The 21,130-nt window shown below is 75.3% G+C and carries 11 protein-coding genes; all 11 read right to left on the bottom strand.

The window, feature by feature from the left end; translation table 11 throughout:
* Positions 1–85: 85 nt before the first annotated feature.
* The gene (locus tag IO40_RS0123440) at positions 86–1,273 is read right to left on the bottom strand and encodes a cytochrome P450 (RefSeq protein ID WP_016473206.1); all 1,188 of its coding nucleotides are present in this window, start codon (positions 1,271–1,273) and stop codon (positions 86–88) included.
* Positions 1,270–2,892, bottom strand: coding sequence for a (2,3-dihydroxybenzoyl)adenylate synthase (locus tag IO40_RS0123435; RefSeq protein ID WP_016473205.1), 1,623 nt, complete (start codon positions 2,890–2,892; stop codon positions 1,270–1,272). The genes IO40_RS0123440 and IO40_RS0123435 overlap by 4 nt, the downstream gene beginning before the upstream one ends.
* A gap of 89 nt (positions 2,893–2,981) precedes the next feature.
* Positions 2,982–4,208, bottom strand: a complete 1,227-nt coding sequence (locus tag IO40_RS0123430) for a cytochrome P450 family protein (RefSeq protein WP_016473204.1) — start codon at positions 4,206–4,208, stop codon at positions 2,982–2,984.
* 76 nt (positions 4,209–4,284) lie between these two features.
* On the bottom strand, positions 4,285–6,126 hold the full coding sequence (gene asnB / locus IO40_RS0123425) for an asparagine synthase (glutamine-hydrolyzing) (RefSeq protein WP_016473203.1): 1,842 nt from the start codon (positions 6,124–6,126) through the stop codon (positions 4,285–4,287).
* A 56-nt stretch (positions 6,127–6,182) separates the two neighbouring features.
* Entirely contained in the window at positions 6,183–8,960 is a 2,778-nt protein-coding gene (locus IO40_RS34975; RefSeq protein WP_051719301.1) for a class I SAM-dependent methyltransferase, read from the bottom strand.
* On the bottom strand, positions 8,957–10,105 hold the full coding sequence (locus tag IO40_RS38020) for a saccharopine dehydrogenase NADP-binding domain-containing protein (RefSeq protein WP_041968541.1): 1,149 nt from the start codon (positions 10,103–10,105) through the stop codon (positions 8,957–8,959). Before IO40_RS38020 ends, IO40_RS34975 begins: the two co-directional genes overlap by 4 nt.
* On the bottom strand, positions 10,102–11,856 hold the full coding sequence (locus IO40_RS0123405) for an ABC transporter ATP-binding protein (protein ID WP_016473200.1): 1,755 nt from the start codon (positions 11,854–11,856) through the stop codon (positions 10,102–10,104). Before IO40_RS0123405 ends, IO40_RS38020 begins: the two co-directional genes overlap by 4 nt.
* Entirely contained in the window at positions 11,853–13,694 is a 1,842-nt protein-coding gene (locus IO40_RS0123400) for an ABC transporter ATP-binding protein (RefSeq protein WP_031176071.1), read from the bottom strand. Before IO40_RS0123400 ends, IO40_RS0123405 begins: the two co-directional genes overlap by 4 nt.
* On the bottom strand, positions 13,691–19,210 hold the full coding sequence (locus IO40_RS0123395) for a non-ribosomal peptide synthetase (protein WP_031176070.1): 5,520 nt from the start codon (positions 19,208–19,210) through the stop codon (positions 13,691–13,693). The genes IO40_RS0123400 and IO40_RS0123395 overlap by 4 nt, the downstream gene beginning before the upstream one ends.
* Complete coding sequence (locus IO40_RS0123390; protein WP_031176069.1) at positions 19,207–19,989, bottom strand: VOC family protein; 783 nt, start codon at positions 19,987–19,989, stop codon at positions 19,207–19,209. Before IO40_RS0123390 ends, IO40_RS0123395 begins: the two co-directional genes overlap by 4 nt.
* Positions 19,986–21,107, bottom strand: a complete 1,122-nt coding sequence (locus tag IO40_RS0123385; protein WP_199789962.1) for a Gfo/Idh/MocA family oxidoreductase — start codon at positions 21,105–21,107, stop codon at positions 19,986–19,988. The genes IO40_RS0123390 and IO40_RS0123385 overlap by 4 nt, the downstream gene beginning before the upstream one ends.
* Positions 21,108–21,130: the final 23 nt, after the last annotated feature.

Genomic DNA, 21,130 nt, shown 5'->3' with positions numbered 1-21,130 from the left:
GGAACGGCCGCCGTGCCGGGGTCCGTCGCGGCCCGGCCGGTGGGGCGGGGCGGGGGATGCGGGGGGATGCGGTGGCCGGGCGGTGTCACCAGCGCACCGGCAGGGTGGCCGGGCCTCTGAGGAAGGCGGCCCGCTTCCATGTCGGCTCTCCGGCCAGGCGCAGCCCGGGCAGCAGACGGGCGAGGGCACCGAGGCCCTCCTGGAGTTCGACACGGGCCAGCGCGGCACCGGCGCAGTGGTGGATGCCGTGCCCGAAGGCGAGGTGCCCCGCGGTGTCGCGGTCCGGGTCGAGGGTGTCGGGGGCGGGGAAGCGGAGGGCGTCGCGGTCGGCGGCTCCGATCGCCACCAGGACGGGTTCGCCGGCCCGTACCGTGACGCCGCCGACATCCACGTCCTCGACGGCGTAGCGCGGCAGCGAGGCGGAGGCTGCCAGCGGAACGTACCGGAGCAGTTCCTCCACCCAGGCGCGGGCCCGCCCGGGATGTGACGCGATGCCGGGGAGGGCGTCGGGGCGCTGGGTGAGCAGCACCCAGGTGAAGTTGGCGAGCTGGGAGGCGGTGGTCTCGTAGCCGCCGAGGAGGAGGGCGATGCACAGTTCGACGAGTTCGTCCCTGGAGGCCCTGCTGTCGGGGGCGTCCTCGTCGCGGGCGCGCAGCAGCGCCGTCATCAGGTCGTCGGCGGGTTCGGCCCGCCGCCGGTCGAGCAGGTCGCCCATGTACGTCTTGAGCGCGGCGGTGGCGGCCAGGAAGTCCTGCGGGCCGGCCCCGCTGGTGGACAGTACGGTGTCGCTCCAGCCGCGGAAGCGGTCGCGGTCCTGGGCGGGGACGCCCAGCAGTTCGCAGATGACGGTGATCGGCACGGGCAGCGCGACGTGTGCCACCAGGTCGGCGGGGGCCGCCGAGGCGGTCATCCGCCGGACGGCGTCCTCGGCGATCCGCCGGACGCGGGGGCGCAGTGCCTCCGCGCGGCGGGCTGTGAAGGCGCGGGCGGCGGGGCGGCGCAGCCGGGTGTGGTCGGGCGGGTCGGTGGCGACCAGGCCGATGGGGCTGACGGGGGTGGTGCGGGGCGCGTCGCGCCGGGCGTCCATGGCGCGGGAGAAGCGGGTGTCGGCGAGGACGGCCCGGGCCTCGTCGTGACGGGTGACGAGCCAGGCCGGTTCGCCGTAGGGCAGTTGGACGCGGACGGGGCCCGGGGTGTGCTGGGCGGCGCGGTAGGCGTCGGCCAGGTCCAGCCCTTCGTCGGTGTTGAACGGGTAGCGGGCGGGCGTGGTCACAGGGCCTCCGCCGGGGTGTTCAGGGTGCGGGCGAGCGCGGCGCGGTCGACCTTGCCGGCGCCGGTGCGGGGGAAGCCGGTCAGGACGCGGACCCGGTCGGGGTGTTTGAACGCGGCGACTCCGCGGCGGACGAGGTGGTCGAGGAGTTCCCGCCGGGTGGGTGCCTCGCCCCGGGGGACGACGAAGGCGCAGGTGCGCTCTCCCATGTCGGCGTCCGGGAAGCCGACCAGGGCCACGTCGTGCACACGCGGATGGGCCAGCAGGTGGTTCTCGACCTCCTCGACCGGGACCTTGTCGCCGCCCCGGTTGATGACGTCCTTGAGGCGGCCCTCCACGACGAGGTTCCCGCCCGGCAGGCGGCGCACCAGGTCGCCGGAGCGGTAGAAGCCGTCGGGAGTGAAGGCGGTGGCGTTGTGCCGCTCGGCGCGGAAGTAGCCGCGCAAGGTGTAGGGGCCGCGCGTCCACAGCTCGCCGGTGGCGCCCTCGGGGACGTCGGTGCCGTCGGGGGCGACCACCCGTACCTCGTCTGCGTCGGACAGGGGGCGCCCCTGGGTGGTGAACACGGTCTCGTCGGCATCGTCGAGGCGGGTGAGGTTCAGCAGCCCCTCGGCCATGCCGTAGACCTGTTGCAGTGCGCAGCCGAGGACCGGGCGTACGCGGCGGGCCGTCTCCTCCTTGAGCCGGGCGCCGCCCGCCTGGAGGAGGGTGAGGCTGCTCAGGTCCGGGGCGAGCTCTTCGGCCGCGTCCAGCCATGCCAGGACGAGCGGGGGGACGAGGGCGACGGTGGTGACCCGTTCGCGGGCGATGAGGTCGAAGGCCACGTCCGGAGCGGGCGAGGGCGCCAGCACGGTGGTGCCGCCGGCGTGCAGGGTGCCCAGCAGGCCGGGGCAGGCCAGGGCGAAGTTGTGGGCCGCGGGCAGCGCGAGCAGGGTGACGGTGTGCGCGTCGAGACCGGCGGCGCGGGCGGCGGCGCGCAGGTTGTAGGCGTAGTCGTCGTGGGTTCGCGGGATCAGTTTGGGCAGTCCGGTGGTGCCGCCGGACAGCAGCAGTACGGCGACGTCCTGGGGGCGGGCGTCGTCGGGGGCGCCCGCGTCCGGGGAGGCGGCGGTGAGGGCGTCGAAGGGGTGCCAGGGGCCGGGCCCGGCGGGGCCGGTGGTGAAGACGTGGCGGACGGTGTGGGCGGCCCTGGTCACGGCCTCGGCGAGTCCGGGCTGCTCCGGGCCGCCGTGCAGGACGCAGGCGGCGGCGCCGGAGAGGCGGGCGAGGTGGACGAGTTCGCTCTCGCGGTGTGCGGGCAGGGCCAGGACGGGGACGACGGCGGCGCGGAAACAGCCGAACAGGGTCAGGACGAACGGCAGCCCGTTGGGCAGGTGGACCAGCAGCCGGCTGCCGGGCCCGAGGCCGTGGGCGCGCAGGCCGGCGGCCACCCGGTCGGCGGCCTCGTCCAGTTCGGCGTAACTCAGCCGTCGCCCGTCGGCCACCAGCGCGGTGCGTCGGGGGGTGCGGCGGGCGCTGTTCCTGAGCACGGCGCCGAGGGTGGTACCGGTCCAGTAGCCCTCGGCGCGGTAGCGCGCGGCGTCCGTCTCGGGCCAGGGGGTGAAACCGTCGAGCAGGGGCACGGTGTGTCCTCGGGGTCGGTGGCGGGTGGGACGGGGTGCGGGTGGGGCGGGCGCGGGTGGGGCGCGGGAGCGGCAAAGGTGCCGGCGGGTCAGCGGGTGGCCGGGCCCAGACGCAGCGGCAGGGCCTCCAGGCCGTGCATGGCGGTGGAGTGGCGCCAGCGCAGCGCGGTTTCGGCGACGGCCAGTTCGAGGCCGGGGAAGCGGGCGAGGAGCCTGGCGAAGGCGATCTCGCCCTCCAGCCGGGCCAGGGCGGCGCCGACGCAGTGGTGGATGCCGTGGCCGAAGGCGAGGTGGCCGCCCGCCGGGCGGGTGATGTCGAGCCGGTCGGGTTCGGCGAACCGCTCGTCGCGGTTGGCGGCGAGCCAGGAGACCATCACGAAGTGGCCGGCGGGGACGGTGACGCCGCCCAGTGCGACGTCCTCGGTGGCGTAGCGCGGGCTGGAGAGGTTGTTGGGGGTCTCGTAGCGCAGGAACTCCTCGACGGCCTGCGGCATCAGTTCGGGGCGCGCCTTGAGCAGGTCGAGCTGTCCGGGGTGGCGCAGCAGGGCGAGTACGCCGCTGCTGATGAGGTTGACGGTGGTCTCGAAGCCGCCGGTCAGCAGGACGACGGCGGTGGAGATCAGTTCGTCGCGGGACAGGCGGTCGCCGCCGTCGCTGACGTGCACCAGGCGGGTGAGCAGGTCGTCGCCGGGATCGCGGCGTTTGGCCTCGGCGAGGTCACCGAGGTAGGAGGCCATGCGCAGGGAGGCGGCGCCGATCTCCTCGGGCCCGGTGGCGGCGACCATGGTGCGGGTCCAGGCGGTGAACCGGTCGCGGTCTGCGAAGGGGACGCCGAGGAGTTCGCAGATGACACGGATGGGCAGGGGCAGCGCGTAGTCGGCGAGGAGTTCGCTGTCGGGGCCCGCTTTCTCCATGGCGTCCAGGAGTTCGTCGGCGATGGCCTCGATGCGCGGGCGCAGCGGGGCGACGGCGCCCGCGGTGAACACCTTGGTCACCAGGGAGCGCAGCCGGGTGTGGTCCGGCGGGTCGAGGTTGAGGAGGTTCTTGGCCAGTTCGGGGGCGAAGCGGCTCTCGGTGTCCTCGCCGCCGCCCAGGCGTAGCCGCTCCAGCCGGTCGTAGACGCCCTCGCTGCTCAGCCGGGGGTCGGTGACGGCGGCGCGTGCCTCGTCGTGGCCGGTGACGAGCCAGACGGGGAATCCGCCGGGCAGTTCCACGAACCGTACGGGGGCGGCGGCACGCAGCCGGGCCGCGACGGTGTGGGCGTCCTGGATGAAGTCCTCACCGAGCGGGAGGGGTGCGGGTGCGGGCGTGTTCACAAGGTTCTCCGGTGTGCGGGTGCGGGGGTGCGCCCGGTTGCCGTCCGGGCGCACGGGTGGCGGCGGTGGGCGGCTGTCACGGCAGGTCCAGTTCGGGCTGGTACAGGTCGGCCCATACGTGGAAGTCGAGGAGGCGCTCCAGGCCGGTGCGTACGGCGCCGGTCACGGTGGCCGGGTCGGCGGCTGCGGTGCGCTGTGCCCAGCCGTGGTCGAAGACGGCGAACACCGGGTGGCCGCGCTCGGCGAGGAGTTCCCGGGCCTGTTCCTGGAGGGCCGCGGCGTAGGCCGTGTCCTGGGTGGAGGGGTAGGGGCTCTTGACGCGTTCGGTGACGGACGCGGGCAGCAGGTGGGCGACCGCCTGCCGCAGCAGGCTCTTCTCCCGGCCGTCGGCCGTCTTGAACGCCCAGGGCGCGTTGTGGACGTAGGAGACCAGGCGGTGGTCGGCGAAGGGGACGCGGACCTCCAGCCCGGCCGCCATCGACATGCGGTCCTTGCGGTCGAGCATGGCCCGTACCAGCCGGGTGATGTGCAGGTGGCTGCTGGTCCGCATGCGGCGTTCGAAGGGGTCCTCGCCGGGCAGGTGCTCGACCCGGGCCACGGCGTCGGCGTACTGGTCGGCGACGTAGGTGCCGATGTCGAGGGCGTCACGCAGCTCCGGGCGGAGCGGATCGGTGCGGTCGGCGGTGTAGGTGTTCTGGAACGCCAGCCAGGGGAAGGTGTCGGCGTCGCGGGCGGCGGGGTGGTGGAACCACACGTATCCGCCGAAGAGTTCGTCGGCGAACTCGCCGGAGAGCGCCACGGTGGACTGCTCCTTGATGGCGCGGAAGAGCAGCAGCATGGAGCTGTCGATGTCGCCGAGGCCGATGGGCATGTCGCGGGCCGCGACCACCGCCCGGCGCAGTGCCGGATCGGTCAGCGCGCGGGAGTCGAGGACCACGTTGTGGTGGTCGGCGCCGACGTGCGCGGCCACGTCCCGGATGAACGGGGCGTCGGGGGTGTCGCGGAACTCGTCGGGGCGGAAGTTGTCCTCGTAGCCCGCGAAGTCCACGGAGAAGGTGCGCGGCTTGTCCCCCGCCGCCCGCTGGTGCCGGGCGGCGAGCGCGGTGACGGCACTGGAGTCCAGGCCGCCGGAGAGCAGCACGCACTGGGGCACGTCGGAGACGAGCTGCTGCGGCACGATCTCGCCGAGGAGGGCGGCGACCCGCTCCACCGTGGTGGCCGCGTCGTCGGTGTGTCCGGCGGTCTCCAGCCGCCAGTACGTGTGGTGGCGGACACCGTCGCGGTCGACGGTCAGCACGGTGCCGGGTTCGACCTCGTACAGGTCCTTCCACAGCGACCAGCCGGGCGCCTTGGTGAAGCCGACGAGCTCGCGCAGGCAGGAGGTGTCCACGCGGCGCGGGAAGGCCGGGTTGGCCAGGACGGCCTTGGGCTCGGAGCCGAAGAGGAGACCGTCGGGGGTGCGGTGGTAGTAGAGCGGTTTGACGCCCATGCGGTCGCGGACGAGGACCATGCGCTGCCGCCGCTCGTCCCAGAGGGCGAAGGCGTACATGCCGGTCAGGCGTTCGGCGACGGCCTCTCCCCATTCGAGGTAGCCGCGCAGGACGGTCTCGGTGTCGCTGCGGGTGGTGAACCGGTGCCCGCGGCGCTGCAGTTCGGCGCGCAGCTCGGGGTGGTTGTAGACCTCGCCGGAGTAGCTGAGGGTGACATCGCCTTCGGGGGTGCCGGCCGTCATCGGCTGGGCGCCGCCCGGCAGATCGATGACGGCCAGCCGCCGGTGGCCCAGGGCCGCGTGCCGGTACAGACGCACGCCGCCGGCATCGGGTCCGCGGTCGGTGAGAGAGGCCGTCATGGCGTCGACCGTGGCGCCCCGCAGGGTGAGGTCCTGGTCGAACGCCACCCAGCCGGTGATTCCGCACATGGGTGTTTCCTCGGTTTCGTGTCGGGCCGCCGCGCTGCGGGCGGGCGGCCGTCGGGTCAGGTCGCAGGGCGCCGGGCGGCGAAGACCCGGTGGCCCAGCGGGTGGAGGGGGTGTCCGGCGGCGGGCAGGTCGGCGACGGGGAGGAGACCGGCTTCGTCGAGTACGGCCCGCCACTGGCCGTGGGTCAGGAAGCTGGCGCCGGTGGCCGCGCGGGCGTCGCCGGGGGCGGCCAGCAGGAAGCCCTGCGAGGCCAGCACCCAGTGCTCCTCGCGGGTGGGTTCGGTGAGCACCAGCAGTCCGCCCGGTATCAGCAGCCGGGCCAGGCCCCGCACGGAGCGGTCGGTGTCGACGGCCGCGTTCAGGACCCCGCCGGCCACGACGGCGTCGAAGGTGCCCGCCGCGTGGCCCTGTTCCACGGGGTCGCGGTCGATGTCCAGCAGCCCGTAGCGCAGCCGGTCGCCGAAGCGGTCGCGGGCGTGGTCCAGGAAGAACGGGGACACGTCGGTGAACAGGTACTCGACGGGCGTGCCGGTGAGCCGTTCCAGCGCGGGGAGGACCACCTCGGTGGTGGTCGCCGTCCCGCCCCCGGCCTCCAGCACGCGGCGGACCCGGCCGCTGTCCGTTTCCCGCAGGTGGCCGGCGGTCAGTGCCGCTGCCGCGTGGTGCTGGTAGCGCGCGGTTGCGCTCTCCCGGTACAGCGAGCGTGCGGTGTCCGTCCGTCCGCGGGGGAAGAGCAGTCCGGCCGCCGAGCGCTCGCCCCGCAGCAGCGCGAGGAGTTCCCCTGCCGAGCTGCGGGCGTAGGTGACGGTCGCGTCGGAGCCGTGGGCGGCACGCCAGCGCTGCCGGGCAGGCCCCCACACCGCGTCCAGGTCCGCGTACGTGTCCGGGGCCGCCGTGCAGCGCAGCGCCCCCGAGGCGTCCGCGCTCAGCAGCCCTTCCTCGGTCAGCACCGTCAGCCAGCGGTGCAGCAGCCGTCGGTGGGCGGGTGCCGGACGCACCGCGGCCGTGATCTCGTCCCGGGTGCGGCGCTCGCCGGTACGCGTGTAGCAGCCCGCCTGCCGGAGCGTGTGCAGCATGCTGTGCAGCGCGGCCCGGCTCACCTCGCGGGCGGCGGCGGCCGAGGCGTGCGGGTCGAGACCGCCCAGCGCCGCGTCCCCGGCGGCCGAAGCGGTCTTCGCGATGTCGCGGGGAGCGCGGTGGCCGCCGGGCCGCGGTGGTGCCGCCTCTACCAGCCGGGGGCCGAGGGCGGCCCAGGCCGCGACGCTTTCCGGGTCGGCGCCCGGTTCCGTGCAGACCACCCGGGCCAGGGCGGAGAGGTCGGTCAGCGCCGCGGTGGGCGACTCGGGCAGGGAGCGCACCAGTGCCGGCGGGAGGACCGCCTCGGTGGCCTGCGCCCGCTCCAGTGCGGCCAGCAGCCGGGCCGGCGGGGTGCCGGAGGGGACGGCCGTGACCCGGCCGCGGCGCGCCCAGGCGTGCAGGGCCGCCTCGGCGCCCGCCGGGTCGCCGGTCAGTACGAGGGTGTGCGGGGGCGGCCCCGGCTCGGGCCCGGGCTCCGGCTGGGCGGCGGCCAGGGCCTCGGCCACGCCGGAGAAGAACAGGGCGGCTTCTTCCGGCAGCCGGCCGGCGGGGGCGGGCGGGACGGCCGCGAGGACCGCACGGGCGTCGAACGGGCTGCCGTCGACGGTGCAGACGGCTTCCCCGTCCCGGCCGGCGAGGATCGCCTGGAGCGCACTCGTGTCCACGGCGTCCTCGCCGGGGGCGACGGCATGCCACAGGTACTGGCCGGCCGGGGCCGGTCCGTCCGCCTCATCGGGGTACCGGGCGCGGACGAGGAGACCGGCGGCCGTCAGGTCCTCCTCCCACTCCCCCGCCGCGGGGAAGACGGTGTCGGTCCCGGCCCGGCGGTCGGTGCAGCGGGTGCGCGGGTCGGCGGCGTGCGGCGACGAAGCCGGCGGGGACAGCAGGAACTCCATGGAGGTCAGGACGGTGTCGCAGTCCCCCGCCGAGTCGATGACCAGCAGCGTGCCGCCGGGCGCCAGCAGGCGGCGCACCTGGCGCAGGGCGGCCGGTATGTCGGCCGCGTTGTGCAGGACGTTCGCGGCGACGACGACATCGGCGCTGCCGGGCGGGAAGCCCTGGGCGGCGAAGTCGCCGTCCACGTCGAGCAGTGCCGTGGCGACGCCGAACCGCTCGGCGGCGGCAGCGGTGCACAGCGGGCTCACATCGGTGAACACGTAGTCCGCGTCGTGGCCGCGCAGTGCCTCCAGGACCGCTTGCGCGGTGGCCGCGGAACCGCCGCCGATCTCCACGACGCGCGCCGGGCCGTGCCCGCGCGCGGCGATCGCTCCCGCCACCAGTTCCGCGCACCGCGCGTGCAGCCGCCCGGTGAAGACGTTGCGCTGGTAGGCGCCCAGCGCGGTGAGCACATCGGTGTCCTGGGGCAGCAGACCGGCCAGGGTGACACGGTCGCTCAGCAGCTCGGGCAGGCGTTCCAGGGCGGCCCGGTGCAGGCGGGCCATCGCCGGGGGGAAGCCGAGCCGGCCGTACCGGTCGGGCAGCTCGTGCAGGGCGGGCGGGTCCGCCGGGCCCACCGCGTGGAAGACGCCGTCCTCGTCGCGGCGGGCCGCCCCGGCCGCGGTGAGCGAGGCCAGCCACCGGCGGAGGAGGGAGCGGTGCCGCGGGGCCACGGGAAGGCGGGCGGCGATTCCGTCCGCTGTGCCGGGCAGCGCGGGGTGCAGCACGGCCGCCATCGCGGCGCGGCTGACGTGGTCCAGACGGTGCAGGTCGGCGGACAGCCGCGAGGTGTCCCGGGCGTCGGCGCGTATGCCGCTCACAGTGCCCCCACTTCGGCCACGGCCTGGGGCGCGAACGGGTCGGCTCCGCGTGGCAGCAGTTCGACGCGGGCGCACGCTCGCGTTCCGTCCGCCGCGGGGCGGGTGAGCGCGGTGACGGCAGCGGGGGCGTCGAGGACGTCGGCGGCGAAGTGCCGTCCGGGCGGCACCTCACCGCGCAACACCTGGAGCGCCGTGTGGGCGGCGACGGCGCCGCTGAGCGGCGCGTTGCCGGTGCCGTGCAGGACGGCGGTGCGGCTTTCCGCACCGCTCGCCCCGCGTCCGGCGACGACCACGGCCAGGGTGACCGACGGGGAGCGCCCGGCCATGTCGAGCCGTGCCGCGCGGCACAGGCGTTCCGCGGCGTCCTCGGGCGGCAGGACGTGCACCCGGTCGAGGGCGGCGAGCACCTGTTCGCCCTGTACGAGGGTCAGCCAGTCGCCGTCGCGGACTCCCAGGGCCCGCGCGGTGCGGATGTCCTCGGCGGACAGCTGGGGCACAACCGTGCTGGTGCCGGGGAAGAACAGCAGGTCGGCGACGATCCGCCGGGTCAGTGCGCGGGGCCTGGCTGCTCCGTCGCGCCAGGCGGCCAGGGGTCCGGCGGCCGTGGTGGCCGCGCCGTGCAGATACTCCAGCGCCGAGGTGGTGGTGAAGTGGTCCACCACGCGCGTGCGGAGGCAGACCGTCTCGGGACGGGTCAGGCCGGCGGTCCGCACCCAGTGGGCCACGGCTCGCGGGAAGAGGCCGGTCAGTCCGGGACGCAGCCCCGCCGAGAGCACGGCGGTGCGGCCCGAGTGGCGGTACCGGTCGTCGTCCAGCTGCGCGTGGAGCGCGTCGTCCCCGGCGGCGTCCACGTAGTCGACGCCCGCGCGGAGTGCCGCTCGGGCGGCGGACGAGCCGGTCAGGTGGGAGGGGCCCGCGCAATTGACGAGGACGCTCAGTCCGTCGGCGAAGGCCCGCACGCTGTCGCCGTCGCGCACGTCCACCGTGCGCGCTTCCGCCGCCGCGCCGGGCGGCAGTCGCCGGGCGCGGAAGTGGGCCGCGGCGGTCGCGGACCGTCCGCCGATGCGCACCGGCACTCCGGCCCGGTACAGGGCCGAGACGGTGTGCGCCCCCACGTCTCCGTAACCTCCGATCACGCCGATCACCGGGTCGCCTCCGTCTCCTGCTGTGCCACCAGCCGCCAGCCCCGGCTGCGGCGCCGCCGCTCCCAGAAGCGGGCGTAGCGGCCGTCGGCGGCGAGCAGTTCGGTGTGGGTGCCGCGTTCGACGACGCGGCCCTCGTCGAGGACGAGGATCTGGTCGGCGGCCACGACGGTGGACAACTGGTGGGCGATCACCAGCAGGGTGGAGTCCGTCATCAAAGTCCGCAGCGCCCGCTGGACGTACTTCTCGTTCTCGGGGTCGAGGGCGGCGGTGGCCTCGTCGAGCAGGACGACGGGGGCGCGTTTGAGGACGGCGCGGGCGACGGAGACGCGTTGCCGCTCGCCTCCCGACAGGGAGGCTCCGCCCTCGCCGACGCGGGTGCCGAGGCCGTCCGGCAGCCGCTCGACGATCTCGTCGACGCCGGCGATCCGGGCCGCTTCCCGCACTTCCTCGTCGGTGGCGTCGGGCCGGCCCACCCGGATGTTGCCCTCCAGGGTGTCGTCGAAGAGGTACACGTCCTGCTGGACGAGGGCCAGCTGGGACATCAGCTGCTCCACGGGCATCTCGCGCACGTCGGTGCCGCCGACGCGGACCGTTCCAAAGTCCGCGTCGAAGAAGCGGGCGACGAGCCGCACGAGCGTGGTCTTGCCGGCGCCCGACGCGCCGACCACGGCCGTCATGGTGTGCGCGGGGACGTGCAAGGAGACGTCCCGCAGGACCGGGTTCGCCTCGTCGTAGCCGAAGCTGACGTTCTCGAAGGCGAGTTCGCCCGGGCGCGGGAGCGGGGCGCGGACGGCGGTGTCCGGCAGGGGCGGCTCGTCCAGGAGGGCCGCGAGCCTGCCGAGGTCGTTGCCGGCCATGCGCAGCATGCCGCTCATGCCGGCCGCCTCGGACAGCGGCCCGACGAACCGTGCGGCCAGCGCGAGGAGCGCGACCAGCGCTGCGGGCTCCACGGCGTCGTTGAGGGCCATGGCCACTCCGGTGGCCACCAGGGCGGCGAAGCACAGCTGGACGGCGAGCCCGTTGGCGAGCAGCCGGGGCATGGTCTCGGCGAGCATCCGGCCGCCGGCCCGGCTGCGTTCCTCCACGGCGGCCTCCAGCGGCGCGTACCCCTCGTGGTCGCGGCCGAAGGCACGCAGCGTCTTCTGCGCCCGTGCGAACTCCACCACCCGGCTGCCGGCGAGGGCATCGGCGGAGTCGCGCTGCCGTTCGCTGCGGCCGATCCACGACGCGGACCAGCGGTGGGTGACGTACAGCAGCGGGGCGCAGCAGACCAGGACCAGGCCGAGCCGCCAGTCGAGGACGAGCATCGCCACGACGACCGTGGCGGGCGTGACGACTCCGCCGACGACGGGCGTCAGCAGATGCGCGAAGACGTTGGTGACGGTGAAGGTGCCGGTGGTGGCGCTGCGGGCGACCCGTCCGACCTTCTCCGTGGTGAACCAGCCCAGTGGCAGCCGCACCAGATGGTCGCCGAGCCGGTCGTGCAGGGTGGTGAGCGTGACGACGGCCAGCCTGAAGCCCCGCATGGTCTGCTGGTAGCGGGCGACGCAGGTGGCCACGACGAGCACGGCGAGGACGACGAGGTGCCGCAGCGCCCCCTGGGTGTCGCCGTCGAAGACCGAGCGCAGGACGGGCACGAGGAAGGCCGTGGCGATGCCTTCGAGGACCGGGTGGGCGATCAGCCAGGCGAGGTAGCGGCGCAGCGCCCCGCGGTGGTCGGGGCCCAGGATGGTGGCCAGGTGGCGGATCATCGGCCGGCCTCCTTCGTCGGCTCGGCGCCGGGCGCGCCGGCGGGGCGGTGGGCCGCCCACATGCGGGCGTAGCGCCCGCCGGCGGCGAGCAGTTCGGTGTGGGTGCCCTGCTCGACGAGGCGGCCCCCGTCGAGGACGGCGATCCGGTCGGCCCCGGTGATGGTGGACAGGCGGTGGGCGACCACGAGGACGGTGCGGCCACGCACCAGGGTCGAGAGGGCGTCCTGGATCTGCGCCTCGGACTCGGGGTCGGCGTAGGCCGTGGCCTCGTCGAGCACGAGGACGGGGGTGTCGGCGAGCAGGGCCCGCGCGATGGTCAGCCGTTGGGCCTCGCCGCCGGAGAACCGGGCGTCGTCGCCGACGACGGTGTCGTAGCCGCGCGGCAGCCGCGCGATGCGGTCGTGGATGCGGGCTGCCTTCGCGGCGGCGACGAGGTCGTCGTCGGTGGCCTCGGGGCGGCCCAGGCGGAGATTGTCGGCGACCGTGCCGTGCAGCAGCTGCACGTCCTGGAGGACGAACCCGACGTGGCGGTACAGCTCCTGGGGGGCGATGTCGCGGACGTCGGTGCCGCCGATGCGCACCGCTCCGGCGTCCACGTCGTGGAAGCGGGGGACGAGCGCGGCGAGTGTGGACTTGCCGGCGCCGGAGCCGCCGACCAGCGCGGTGACGGTGCCGGCCCGGCAGGTCAGGTCGATGCCGTGGAGGACGGGACGGCCGGGTTCGTAGCCGAAGACGACCTTGTCGAGGACGACGTCCCTGCCGCGGGGCGGTTCGGGCCGTGCGGGCACGGGGAGTTCGGGGACGTCCAGGAGCGCGGTGATGCGTCCGGCGGCTGCCACGGCCTTGCGCTGGGCGGTGAGGCCCTGGTTGAGGGTGAGCAGCGTGGTCGGCAGGACGGCGGCGACCAGGACCTCGGCGAGGACGTCGGCCGGGCCGACCCATCCCCGGTGGGTGAACCAGATGCCCCCCGCCAGTCCGACGACGCTGATCACGGGCACGGACAGGGCCATGGAGGTGTACGCCTCCAGCCTGAGCACCGGCCGGACCCAGCCGGCGTACTGGTCGCCGTAGGCGTGCACGGCCTCGCGGTATCCCGCGTGCGCGCGGCGGGTGCCGCCGAACACCTTGACGACGCCGATGCCGTGCACGAACTCGACGACGGCGGAACCGACCCGGCCGAACGCGGCATCCAGCGAGGTCATCTTCTCGGCGAAGCCGCGCATCATGAAGGCGTACGCCGTGAAGTAGACCGGGAGGGTGGCCAGCGCGAGGAGGGCGAGCCGCCAGTCGACCCACAGCAGGTAGCCGAGTCCGGCCAGCGGCAGCGCGATGGCTCCGGTCAGCTCCACGTCGTGGTGGGCGATGAGGTGGTGCAGGTCGTCGATGTCCTCCTGGGCGGCCTTGCGGACCTGCCCGGAGGTGGTGGAGGAGTACCAGCCCAGCGGTACGCGGCCGAGCTTGGCGACCATGCGGCGCCGCAGATCGGCCTGGAGCCGGCCGTCCGCCAGGTGCGTGATCCACAGGGCGGCGCCGTTGCAGCTCCAGCCCACGACGAGGGTCGCGGCCACGACGACGGCCGCGGTGACCACCCGGTCGCGTTCCAGGGGCCCGTCGGCGAGCAGTGCCCTGCCGATCTCGGCGATGCCGACGAACGGCACCAGGTTGGTGACGGCGCCGACGGCGCCCAGTACGACGCCGAGGCGGGTCATCCAGGCGACGGGGCGGCGCAGTTCGCGCAGGGCGTCGGCGGTGCGCCGCCTCTCGTCGGGGGCGGCGGCGTCCCCTGCGGCGGGCCGCTGTCCGGCCGCCGTCTCCGGTCCGGTGGTGGTCGTGGTCATCGGGCGGTGCCTTTCTCGGTGTCACGGCCCGGCCGCAGCGGCGCCGCCAGGTGTGCGGCGACCGTGTGGACGTGCGGCGGTTCGATGACGCTGAAGTGGTTGCCGGGTACGTCGGTGACGGTGAACCGGCCCAGGCACGTCTCGGCCCAGAACGGCTCGGCGAGGTGGCCGACGCCTCCGGTGACGCCGAACGACTGCTGCTCGGCGGCCCGCAGAAACGTCATGTCGCCCGCGTACGGCTCCAGTTGCAGGTGGGCGGCCTTCATGCTGTGCCGGCAGGTGCGGAAGAGGGCGGGGACCAGTTCGGCGTCCACGGGCACCTGGGCGCCGGCCTCGGCGGCGCGGGCGTAGCCGGCCAGCCGATCCTCCTGGGGGCGGGCGGCGGCGCGGCGGGCGGCGGCGGCCACCGCGGCCAGTCGCTCGTCGCCGTCCAGGGTGGCCAGCGCCCCGGCCGGGATGCGTCCGCCGCCGCGTTCGGTGAGCAGTTCCACCGCGCGGTAGACGTCCTCCTCGGCCACGTCGGGACCGAAGACGGCCGGTACCGGGTCGAGGCCGAGGTTGGGCACGAAGATGGACTCGTAGGCGAGTTCCTCGTCGGTGTCCAGGAACATCGGGATGCTGTCGACCAGGGTGAGGTCGTCGACCCGCAGTCCGCGTTCGGTCAGCCGCCGGGCCACTTCGGTGGCCAGCAGCCCGCCGAGGCAGTAGCCGATCAGCTGGAAGCGGGTGTACCCCTCCTCGGCCAGGCGCCGGGCGTACCGGTCAGCGACGGTGGCCACGAGTTCTTCGGGCGGTGTCGCCGTGTACTGCTCCGCGTCGGCGACGGCGACGCCGATCACGGGTCCCAGGTCCTGGGCGGCCAGGGCGCGGCCGAGGTGCTGGAAGTAGTCCAGGGTGCCGAGCGCGGCGTGGAACATGACGCGCACGACGCCGTCGGGGTGCGGGGCGCCGCCGAACGGGACGAGCAGGGCGTTGCCGCCGGTGTCGCGGGGCTCGCCGCCGGGGCTCGCCGCCGGCCGGGCCGCTGTGCCCAGGGCCCGGGCGAGGGCCTGGACCGTGGGCTCGTTGAGCATCTGCCGCAGCAGCGCGTCGTAGCTGAGGTGGGCCGCCTCCGGTATCTCCTCGCGCAGCCGGCCCGCCACCCGGGCGAGGATCAGCGAGTCGGCGCCGTGGTCGTAGAAGTTGTCCTCGGGGGCCAGGGAGGTGGTCCCCAGGGCTGTGGCCCACAGTGCGCACAGCCGTTCCTCCAGCCCGGCGTCCTCGTCCGCCACGGGCGGCTCGCTGCCGGCCAGTTCGCCGGGGCGCCGGGCGGCCAGGGCGCGGCGGTCGATCTTGCCGTTGGCGGTGACGGGCAGCGCGTCGACGATCTGGAGGTGGCCGGGCACCATGGCGGCGGGCAGCCGCTCGGCGACGTGTGCGGCGACCTCCTCGGGCCGCACCGGTGTCCGGTCCGCCTTGGCGCGCAGGACGAACAGCCGGTGCCCGGCGGACGCGAGGGCGTGGTCCGCACCGGGCAGGGTGAGGACCTCCTCGGCCCCGGCACGGTCGAACAGGGCACGCCAGCCGTCCTCGCCGAGCAGCGGGCAGGCCCCGCTCTCGCGGTCGCCGTCGGCCGGTTCCATCATGAAGCCCTGCGTGAGCAGGATGTGCGGGTGGGCGCCGACGGGTTCGGTCACCACCAGCAGCCCGCCCGGGGCGAGGAGCGAGACGGCGGTGCGTACCGCACGGGCGCTGTCCCGGGCGCTGTTGAGCACGCCCGCGCACACCACGAGGTCGGCCGAGTTGGGCGGCAGCCCCTGCGGCAGCGGGTCGCGGTCCACGTCGAGGACGCCGTAGCGCAGCCCGCGTCCGGCGAAGGTCTCCCGCGCCCGGGGCAGGAAGGAGGGGCTGACGTCGGTGAACAGGTAGTCCACGGCGAAGCCGTCGAGCAGCGGCAGGACGGATTCCGTGGTGGCGCCGGTGCCGGCGCCCACTTCGAGGACGCGCAGCGGCCCCGGGCCCTCGTGCTCGGCCGCCCGGCGGTGGACCACGGCGGCGACGGCGGCGTTGAGATGGCGGGAGAGGGCGTCGTCGCGGTACACGGCACGGGCGGGGGCGTCGTCGCCGCCGGGGAAGAGCAGGTCGAACGGGTTGAGGCGGTCCTCCAGCAGGGCGTCGAGCCGCTCGGCGTGCGCCCGGTGGTAGGCGAGGTAGCCGTCGGTGCACAGGCCGTCCGCGACGGAGCCGGCCACCTCGTCCCACGCGCGGGAGACATCCTCGTCGCCGGGCGCCCGCGGCGCGTGGTAGCGGCCGTCCGCATCCCGGTCCAGCAGACCCGCGTCCGCCAGCGCGGCCAGCCAGTGGCGGACCAGCCAGCGGTGGCGGGGGGCCACCCGGGCGGCGTCCAGCACCTCGTCCGCCTGCTCCGGGCGGCCCGCGAGGGCTCCGCGCCGCCGCAGGGCGTGCAGCATCGTCAGCAGGGCCGCGCGGTGCAGGGCGTGGTGGTGGGCGGCGATGCGGCCGGGCCCGGCGTCCGGCAGGAAGCGGTCGGCGTGGCGCTGCGCGGCGGTGCGCAGCCGGGCGTCCCGGGCGGTCTCGTCCGGCGGGGTGCGCGGGGCCGGTTCGACGAAGCCGAGGAGCATCCGCTCGCCGTCCTGGTCGCCGACCACGGCCGCGGCGGCTCCCACGGCGGGGTGTGCCGCCAGCGCGGCCTCGACCTCGCCGAGCTCGATGCGGTGACCGCGGATCTTGACCTGGTTGTCCTCACGGCCGAGGAATTCGATCTCGCCGCCCGGCAGATAGCGTCCCACGTCCCCGGTGCGGTACAGCCGCTGTCCGTCCCGGGGGTGGCGGGGGAAGCGGCGGGCTGTGAGGTCCGGGTCACCGAGGTAGCCGATGGCCAGGCCCTCGCCGGTGATGCACAGTTCGCCGGGCACCCAGACCGGGCAGTCGCGGCCGTCCTCGTCGAGGATCCGGAAGCCCTGGTTGAGCAGCGGCAGGCCGTAAGGGATGCTGGTGCGTCCGTCGTCCGCCTCGGTGACCGGGTGGTGGATGGACCAGATGGCCGCCTCCGTCGCGCCGCCCAGCGAGACCGGCGACAGGCCGGGCAGCAGGCTCCGCAGCCGGGCGGGCAGGGTCACCGGGATCCAGTCGCCGGACAGCAGCGCGAGCCGGAGCGTGGGCAGTGCCGCCGGTTCCGTCGTCAGGTAGTCGGCGAGCATGTGGAGCTGGGCGGGCACCGAGTTCCACACGGTGACGCCCTTGCCGGCCACCAGTTCCGCCCAGTGGGAGGGGTCGGCCCCGCGTGCCGGGTCGGGCAGGACGAGGGCGGCGCCCACGGCGAGGGCGCCGAAGATGTCGTACACCGACAAGTCGAAGCCGAGCTGGGCGAGCTGGAGCACCCGGTCGGTCTCCGTGACGCCGAACCTCTCGTTGATGTCCCGCACGGTGTTGAGCGCGGCACGGTGCGAGGTGACGACGCCCTTGGGGTCGCCGGTCGAGCCGGAGGTGTAGACGACGTAGGCGGGTTCGGCGGGGTCGCCTGCCGCCGGCACCGGCGGGGAGGCGGCGGGGGCGAGCCGGTCGACGTCGGTGCGGGGCACGCCCTCGGGCCGGCCGGCGCCGTCCCCCACCCAGGACTGGGTGAGGACGTGCCGGATCCCCGCGTCGGACAGCAGCCGGGCGCGGCGCAGCGCGGGCTGGGTGGTGTCGACGGGCACGTAGACGCAGCCGGCGAGCAGGACGCCGAGGACGGCGGCGGCCTGTTCGGGTCCCTTGTCCATGACGACGGCGATCCGGTCGCCGCGCGTACGGCCCGCCGCGCGCAGGGCGTCGGCCACGGCCCCGGCCCGCCGGGCCAGTTCGCCGTAGGTGACGGTGCCGAAGGCGCCCAGCAGGGCGGGCGCGTCGGGGGTGTGCCGGGCGCGGGCGAAGAAGCCCTCGTGGAGCAGCCCCTCGGGCAGCGGCCCCGCCGTGTCGTTGGCGGCCTCACGCTCCCGGAGCTGCCAGGCGGGCAGGCCGACCGGGTCGGTGCGGTCCCAGGCGTGCGGGTCGTCGGCGAGCGCTTCGAGCAGGGCGCCGAACGCGGCGAGCATGTCCTCGGCCATGCCCTCGGGCAGTATCCCCTGCCGGATGTCCCAGTTGACCTCCAAGTCCCCGGAGCCGTCACCGACCTGGCAGTCCAGGAAGACCTGCGGGGTCTGGGTGATGCCCGCCCCCAGCGTCCGGCCGCTGCGTTCCGACGAGCCGGGGCCCAGTCCAAGGGAGCTGGTGAAGACGTACGGCATGAGGGCCGCCTCCCGGCCGCGGAGCCGGGTGAGGTCGCGGATGACCTCCACCCCGGAGTACAGGCGGTGGTCGAGGTCGGTGAAGAGGCGCTCGCCCAGCCGTTCGGCGCGCTCGGCCGGTGCGGCACCGGAATGGGCCTCGACGGCGAGCAGGGTGACGGAGGTGAAGTCGCCGACCAGGCGGTCGACGTCCGGGTGCAGCGGCAGCCGGTTGAGCAGCGTCAGGTTGACGGTGAAGGACTTGCGGCGGCTCCACCGCTCCAGGACCGACACATAGGCGGCGAGGACGGCGGTGGTGGGGGTGAGTCCGCGGTCGGCCGCCTGGCTGCGCAGGCGTTCCCACGCGGGCGCGGGCAGGCGGTGGGTGAGCCTGGCGAAGCGGGGCCGGCCGTCGGCCGGCGCGGTCACCAGGGGCAGGTCGGGGGCGGGTGGCAGGGAGTCGAGACGTGAGTGCCAGTAGTCCCGGTCGCGGCGGTGGCGGGCGGTGTCGCGCAGGGCGCGTTCGGCCAGCACGTAGTCCCGGAAGGAGAGGGTGAGCGGGGGCAGCGGGGAGGTGTCCGCCGGGTCGGGTGAGGCCAGCAGGGTGTCCAGTTCGTCGAGGAGGAGGGCGGCGCTGGCCCAGTCGGCCACCAGGGCGTCCAGCGAGAAGTGGAGCACGTCGCCGTCCGGCAGCCGGGTCAGCCGCAGTTCGAACAGGGGCCAGCGCGCGGGGTCGTAGGTGCGGTGCCCGAGATCGGAGCGCGTCTCCTCCAGGTGCTCGTCCCGGCGTTCCGGGGCGTCGCGCAGATCGGTGACGGCGATCCGGCAGCGCGGCACCTTGGGCAGGATTTGCTGGTAGCCGTCCTCGTGGACGACCGCGCGCAGCATGCCGTGCCGGGCGATCAGGGCGTTCCAGGCGTCCTCCAGCGCGGCGGGGTCGAGCCGGGGGTAGTGGATCTCCAGATAGCCGTGGCAGGCGACGCCGCCGTGCCCGAACGGGTCGCGCCGGCCCAGCAGGTAGGCGCTCTGCACATCGGTGAGGGGGAACGGCTCGTGGGCGGCGGCGGGGTCGGCGGTGACCGTGCGGGCGGCGTCCTCCGCGTCGAGCAGGACGAGGAGCTGTTCCTTGTGCGCCCGCAGGGCGGCACGCCGTTCCTCGGTGAGGACACCCTGCGGTGCCCGGAACCGTATCCGGCCGTCCTCGCTCCACAGTGCGACGCCGAGGGAGGTGAGTTCGTCGAGCAGATCGGCCGCGGTGGTGGGTGCGGTCATGACGTGGAGGTCCCCTTGCCGTGTGTGGTGGGCGGTGCGGGCAGGTCGTCGGCCGGGCGCAGCACGGCGCCGTGCAGCAGGGCCGGGTCGGGCGGCCGGGTCAGCCCGGCGAGGTGGACGGCGCGTACGGCGGTCACCGGTGCCTCCTCCAGCAGGAGGTCCGGTGCGTCACCGGCCAGGTGCCGCACGGCGGGCAGGTCGTCGGGGTGGACTCCGAGGACGATCCGGGTCAGGGCCCGGGCACCGTTGGGGTGGCGGACACCGGACGGGTGCTGGGGCGGGTCGTAGGGGGTGACGAGGAACGGGAGGCGTCCTGCCCTCGGGTAGGAGAAGGCGAACCGTGTCTCGCCGCCGTCCGGGCGCCGGCGCGTCCAGTGCACGGCGCGTCCGCACGGCACCCCGTCGTCGGCGAGGCGGCGGGTGACGCCTGCCAGTTCGGCGTGCTCGACGAGCAGGGCCAGGTCGCAGAAGCCCTCGTCCTGGCGGGCCCAGCGGACCATGCGGTCGCCCGCGCCCCGGCCGAAGCGCAGGTCCACGGGCAACCGCATCCAGCGGGCCCCGGGCGGTGTGGTCAGCAGCTCGATCACCGGCCCCTGGGGGAACCAGACGTGCGCGTGCAGCGCCTTGCGCTCGGGAGCGGTCGCGTAGGCGACGTCGAACCCGGCGGCGCGGAAGTCCTGGACCGCGCGGTGCAGGTCGTGCACGCGCACCAGGACGTGGCTGGTGCGGCGTGGCGGGGAAGGCAGGGAGGGCGGGGAGGGCGGGGAGGTGGCGGTCATGGGGCCTGTTCTCCTGCGCGGGCGAGGGCTGTCGAGGCGGCGGCTGCGGCGTCCCGCAGGTCGGTCCAGTCCACGACGGGCGGCTCGCCGGGCCGGATCAGTTCGGGCATGCCGAGCTGCGCGGTCAGGTCGGCCCAGCAGCGGGACACCGACAGGGCCCACTGCCCGGCGGCGGGCCGCAGGGCCCGGTCGGTCACGGCGTCCCGCAGGCGGTGCAGAGCGGCGAGGACGGCCTGCGGCCACAGCTGGGCGAAGACGTGGTGGTAGCTGCCGGCGGCCGGGTGGAGTTCCACGGTGGAGGGTGCGGCCAGCCGCTCGGTGCCGGGACCGGCGAGCACGAGGCGTCCCGTGGTGTCGCGCGGGGCGTGCAGACGCGGATTCCACAGCACCGGCCCGTGGGTGTCGGCGAGGGTGAGGACACCGGCGTCGGTGCCCAGTGCGAGGCGGTGCAGCAGATGGGAGTGGTTGTCCGGGTCGTCGGGGTGCACCTCGTTCTGCACCCGCAGGGTGACGGGGGTGCCGCCGATGACGGCGTGCGCGGTACGGAAGGGCTGCTGGTGTCCGGTGAGGGCGGTGAGCCGGGCGTCGGGTCCGGGCTGGGCGCGGAAGGCCCAGGGCCGCAGTGCGCCGGCTGCCCGGCCGAGGACGTCCAGCAGCGGGTAGGCGACCTGGCTGTTGCAGGCGGCGTCGACGAAGCGGACGGGGCCCCGGGCGCGCAGCACCTCGGCGGCGGCCAGGAAGGCCCGCACGGGCGCCAGGTCGGGGTAGAGCGTGCCGACGGCGTAGGCGGCGTCGCCGTCGCGGGCGGCCCGCAGGTTGCCGGCGAGTTCACCGGCGTGGACGGGGTGTTCCTGGAGTACGTGGATGCCGCGGCGCAGCGCGGTGCGGGCGATGTCGGAGCCGGGGCCGCCGGTGGCGCCGGAGCGGACGACGACACAGAGGATGTCGGTGTCGTCGGGCAGGTGCGCGGCGTCGGTGTGGAGCGGCACTCCGGCCCGCTCGGCCGAACGGCGCGAGTAGTCCCCGCCCTTGGCGAGGATGCCGGTGAGGGTGAAGGCGTCCGGGTCGCGGCGGACGGCGTCGAGGTAGATGCGCCCGAAAGCGGTTCCGGCGACCACGACGCGCAGCGGACGTCGAGGCC

The organism is Streptomyces albus subsp. albus (assembly GCF_000725885.1).
Classification (GTDB): Bacteria; Actinomycetota; Actinomycetes; order Streptomycetales; family Streptomycetaceae; genus Streptomyces; species Streptomyces albus.
This window is presented reverse-complemented; position numbering and strand designations above follow the sequence as displayed.

What these genes read in the sequence shown, in the direction of transcription:
- IO40_RS0123395 (WP_031176070.1), bottom strand. Translation starts at nt 19,210, where the DNA reads ATGACCGCACCCACCACCGCGGCCGATCTGCTCGACGAACTCACCTCC.
- IO40_RS0123390 (WP_031176069.1), bottom strand. Translation starts at nt 19,989, where the DNA reads ATGACCGCCACCTCCCCGCCCTCCCCGCCCTCCCTGCCTTCCCCGCCA.
- asnB (WP_016473203.1), bottom strand. Translation starts at nt 6,126, where the DNA reads ATGTGCGGAATCACCGGCTGGGTGGCGTTCGACCAGGACCTCACCCTG.
- IO40_RS0123400 (WP_031176071.1), bottom strand. Translation starts at nt 13,694, where the DNA reads ATGACCACGACCACCACCGGACCGGAGACGGCGGCCGGACAGCGGCCC.
- IO40_RS0123405 (WP_016473200.1), bottom strand. Translation starts at nt 11,856, where the DNA reads ATGATCCGCCACCTGGCCACCATCCTGGGCCCCGACCACCGCGGGGCG.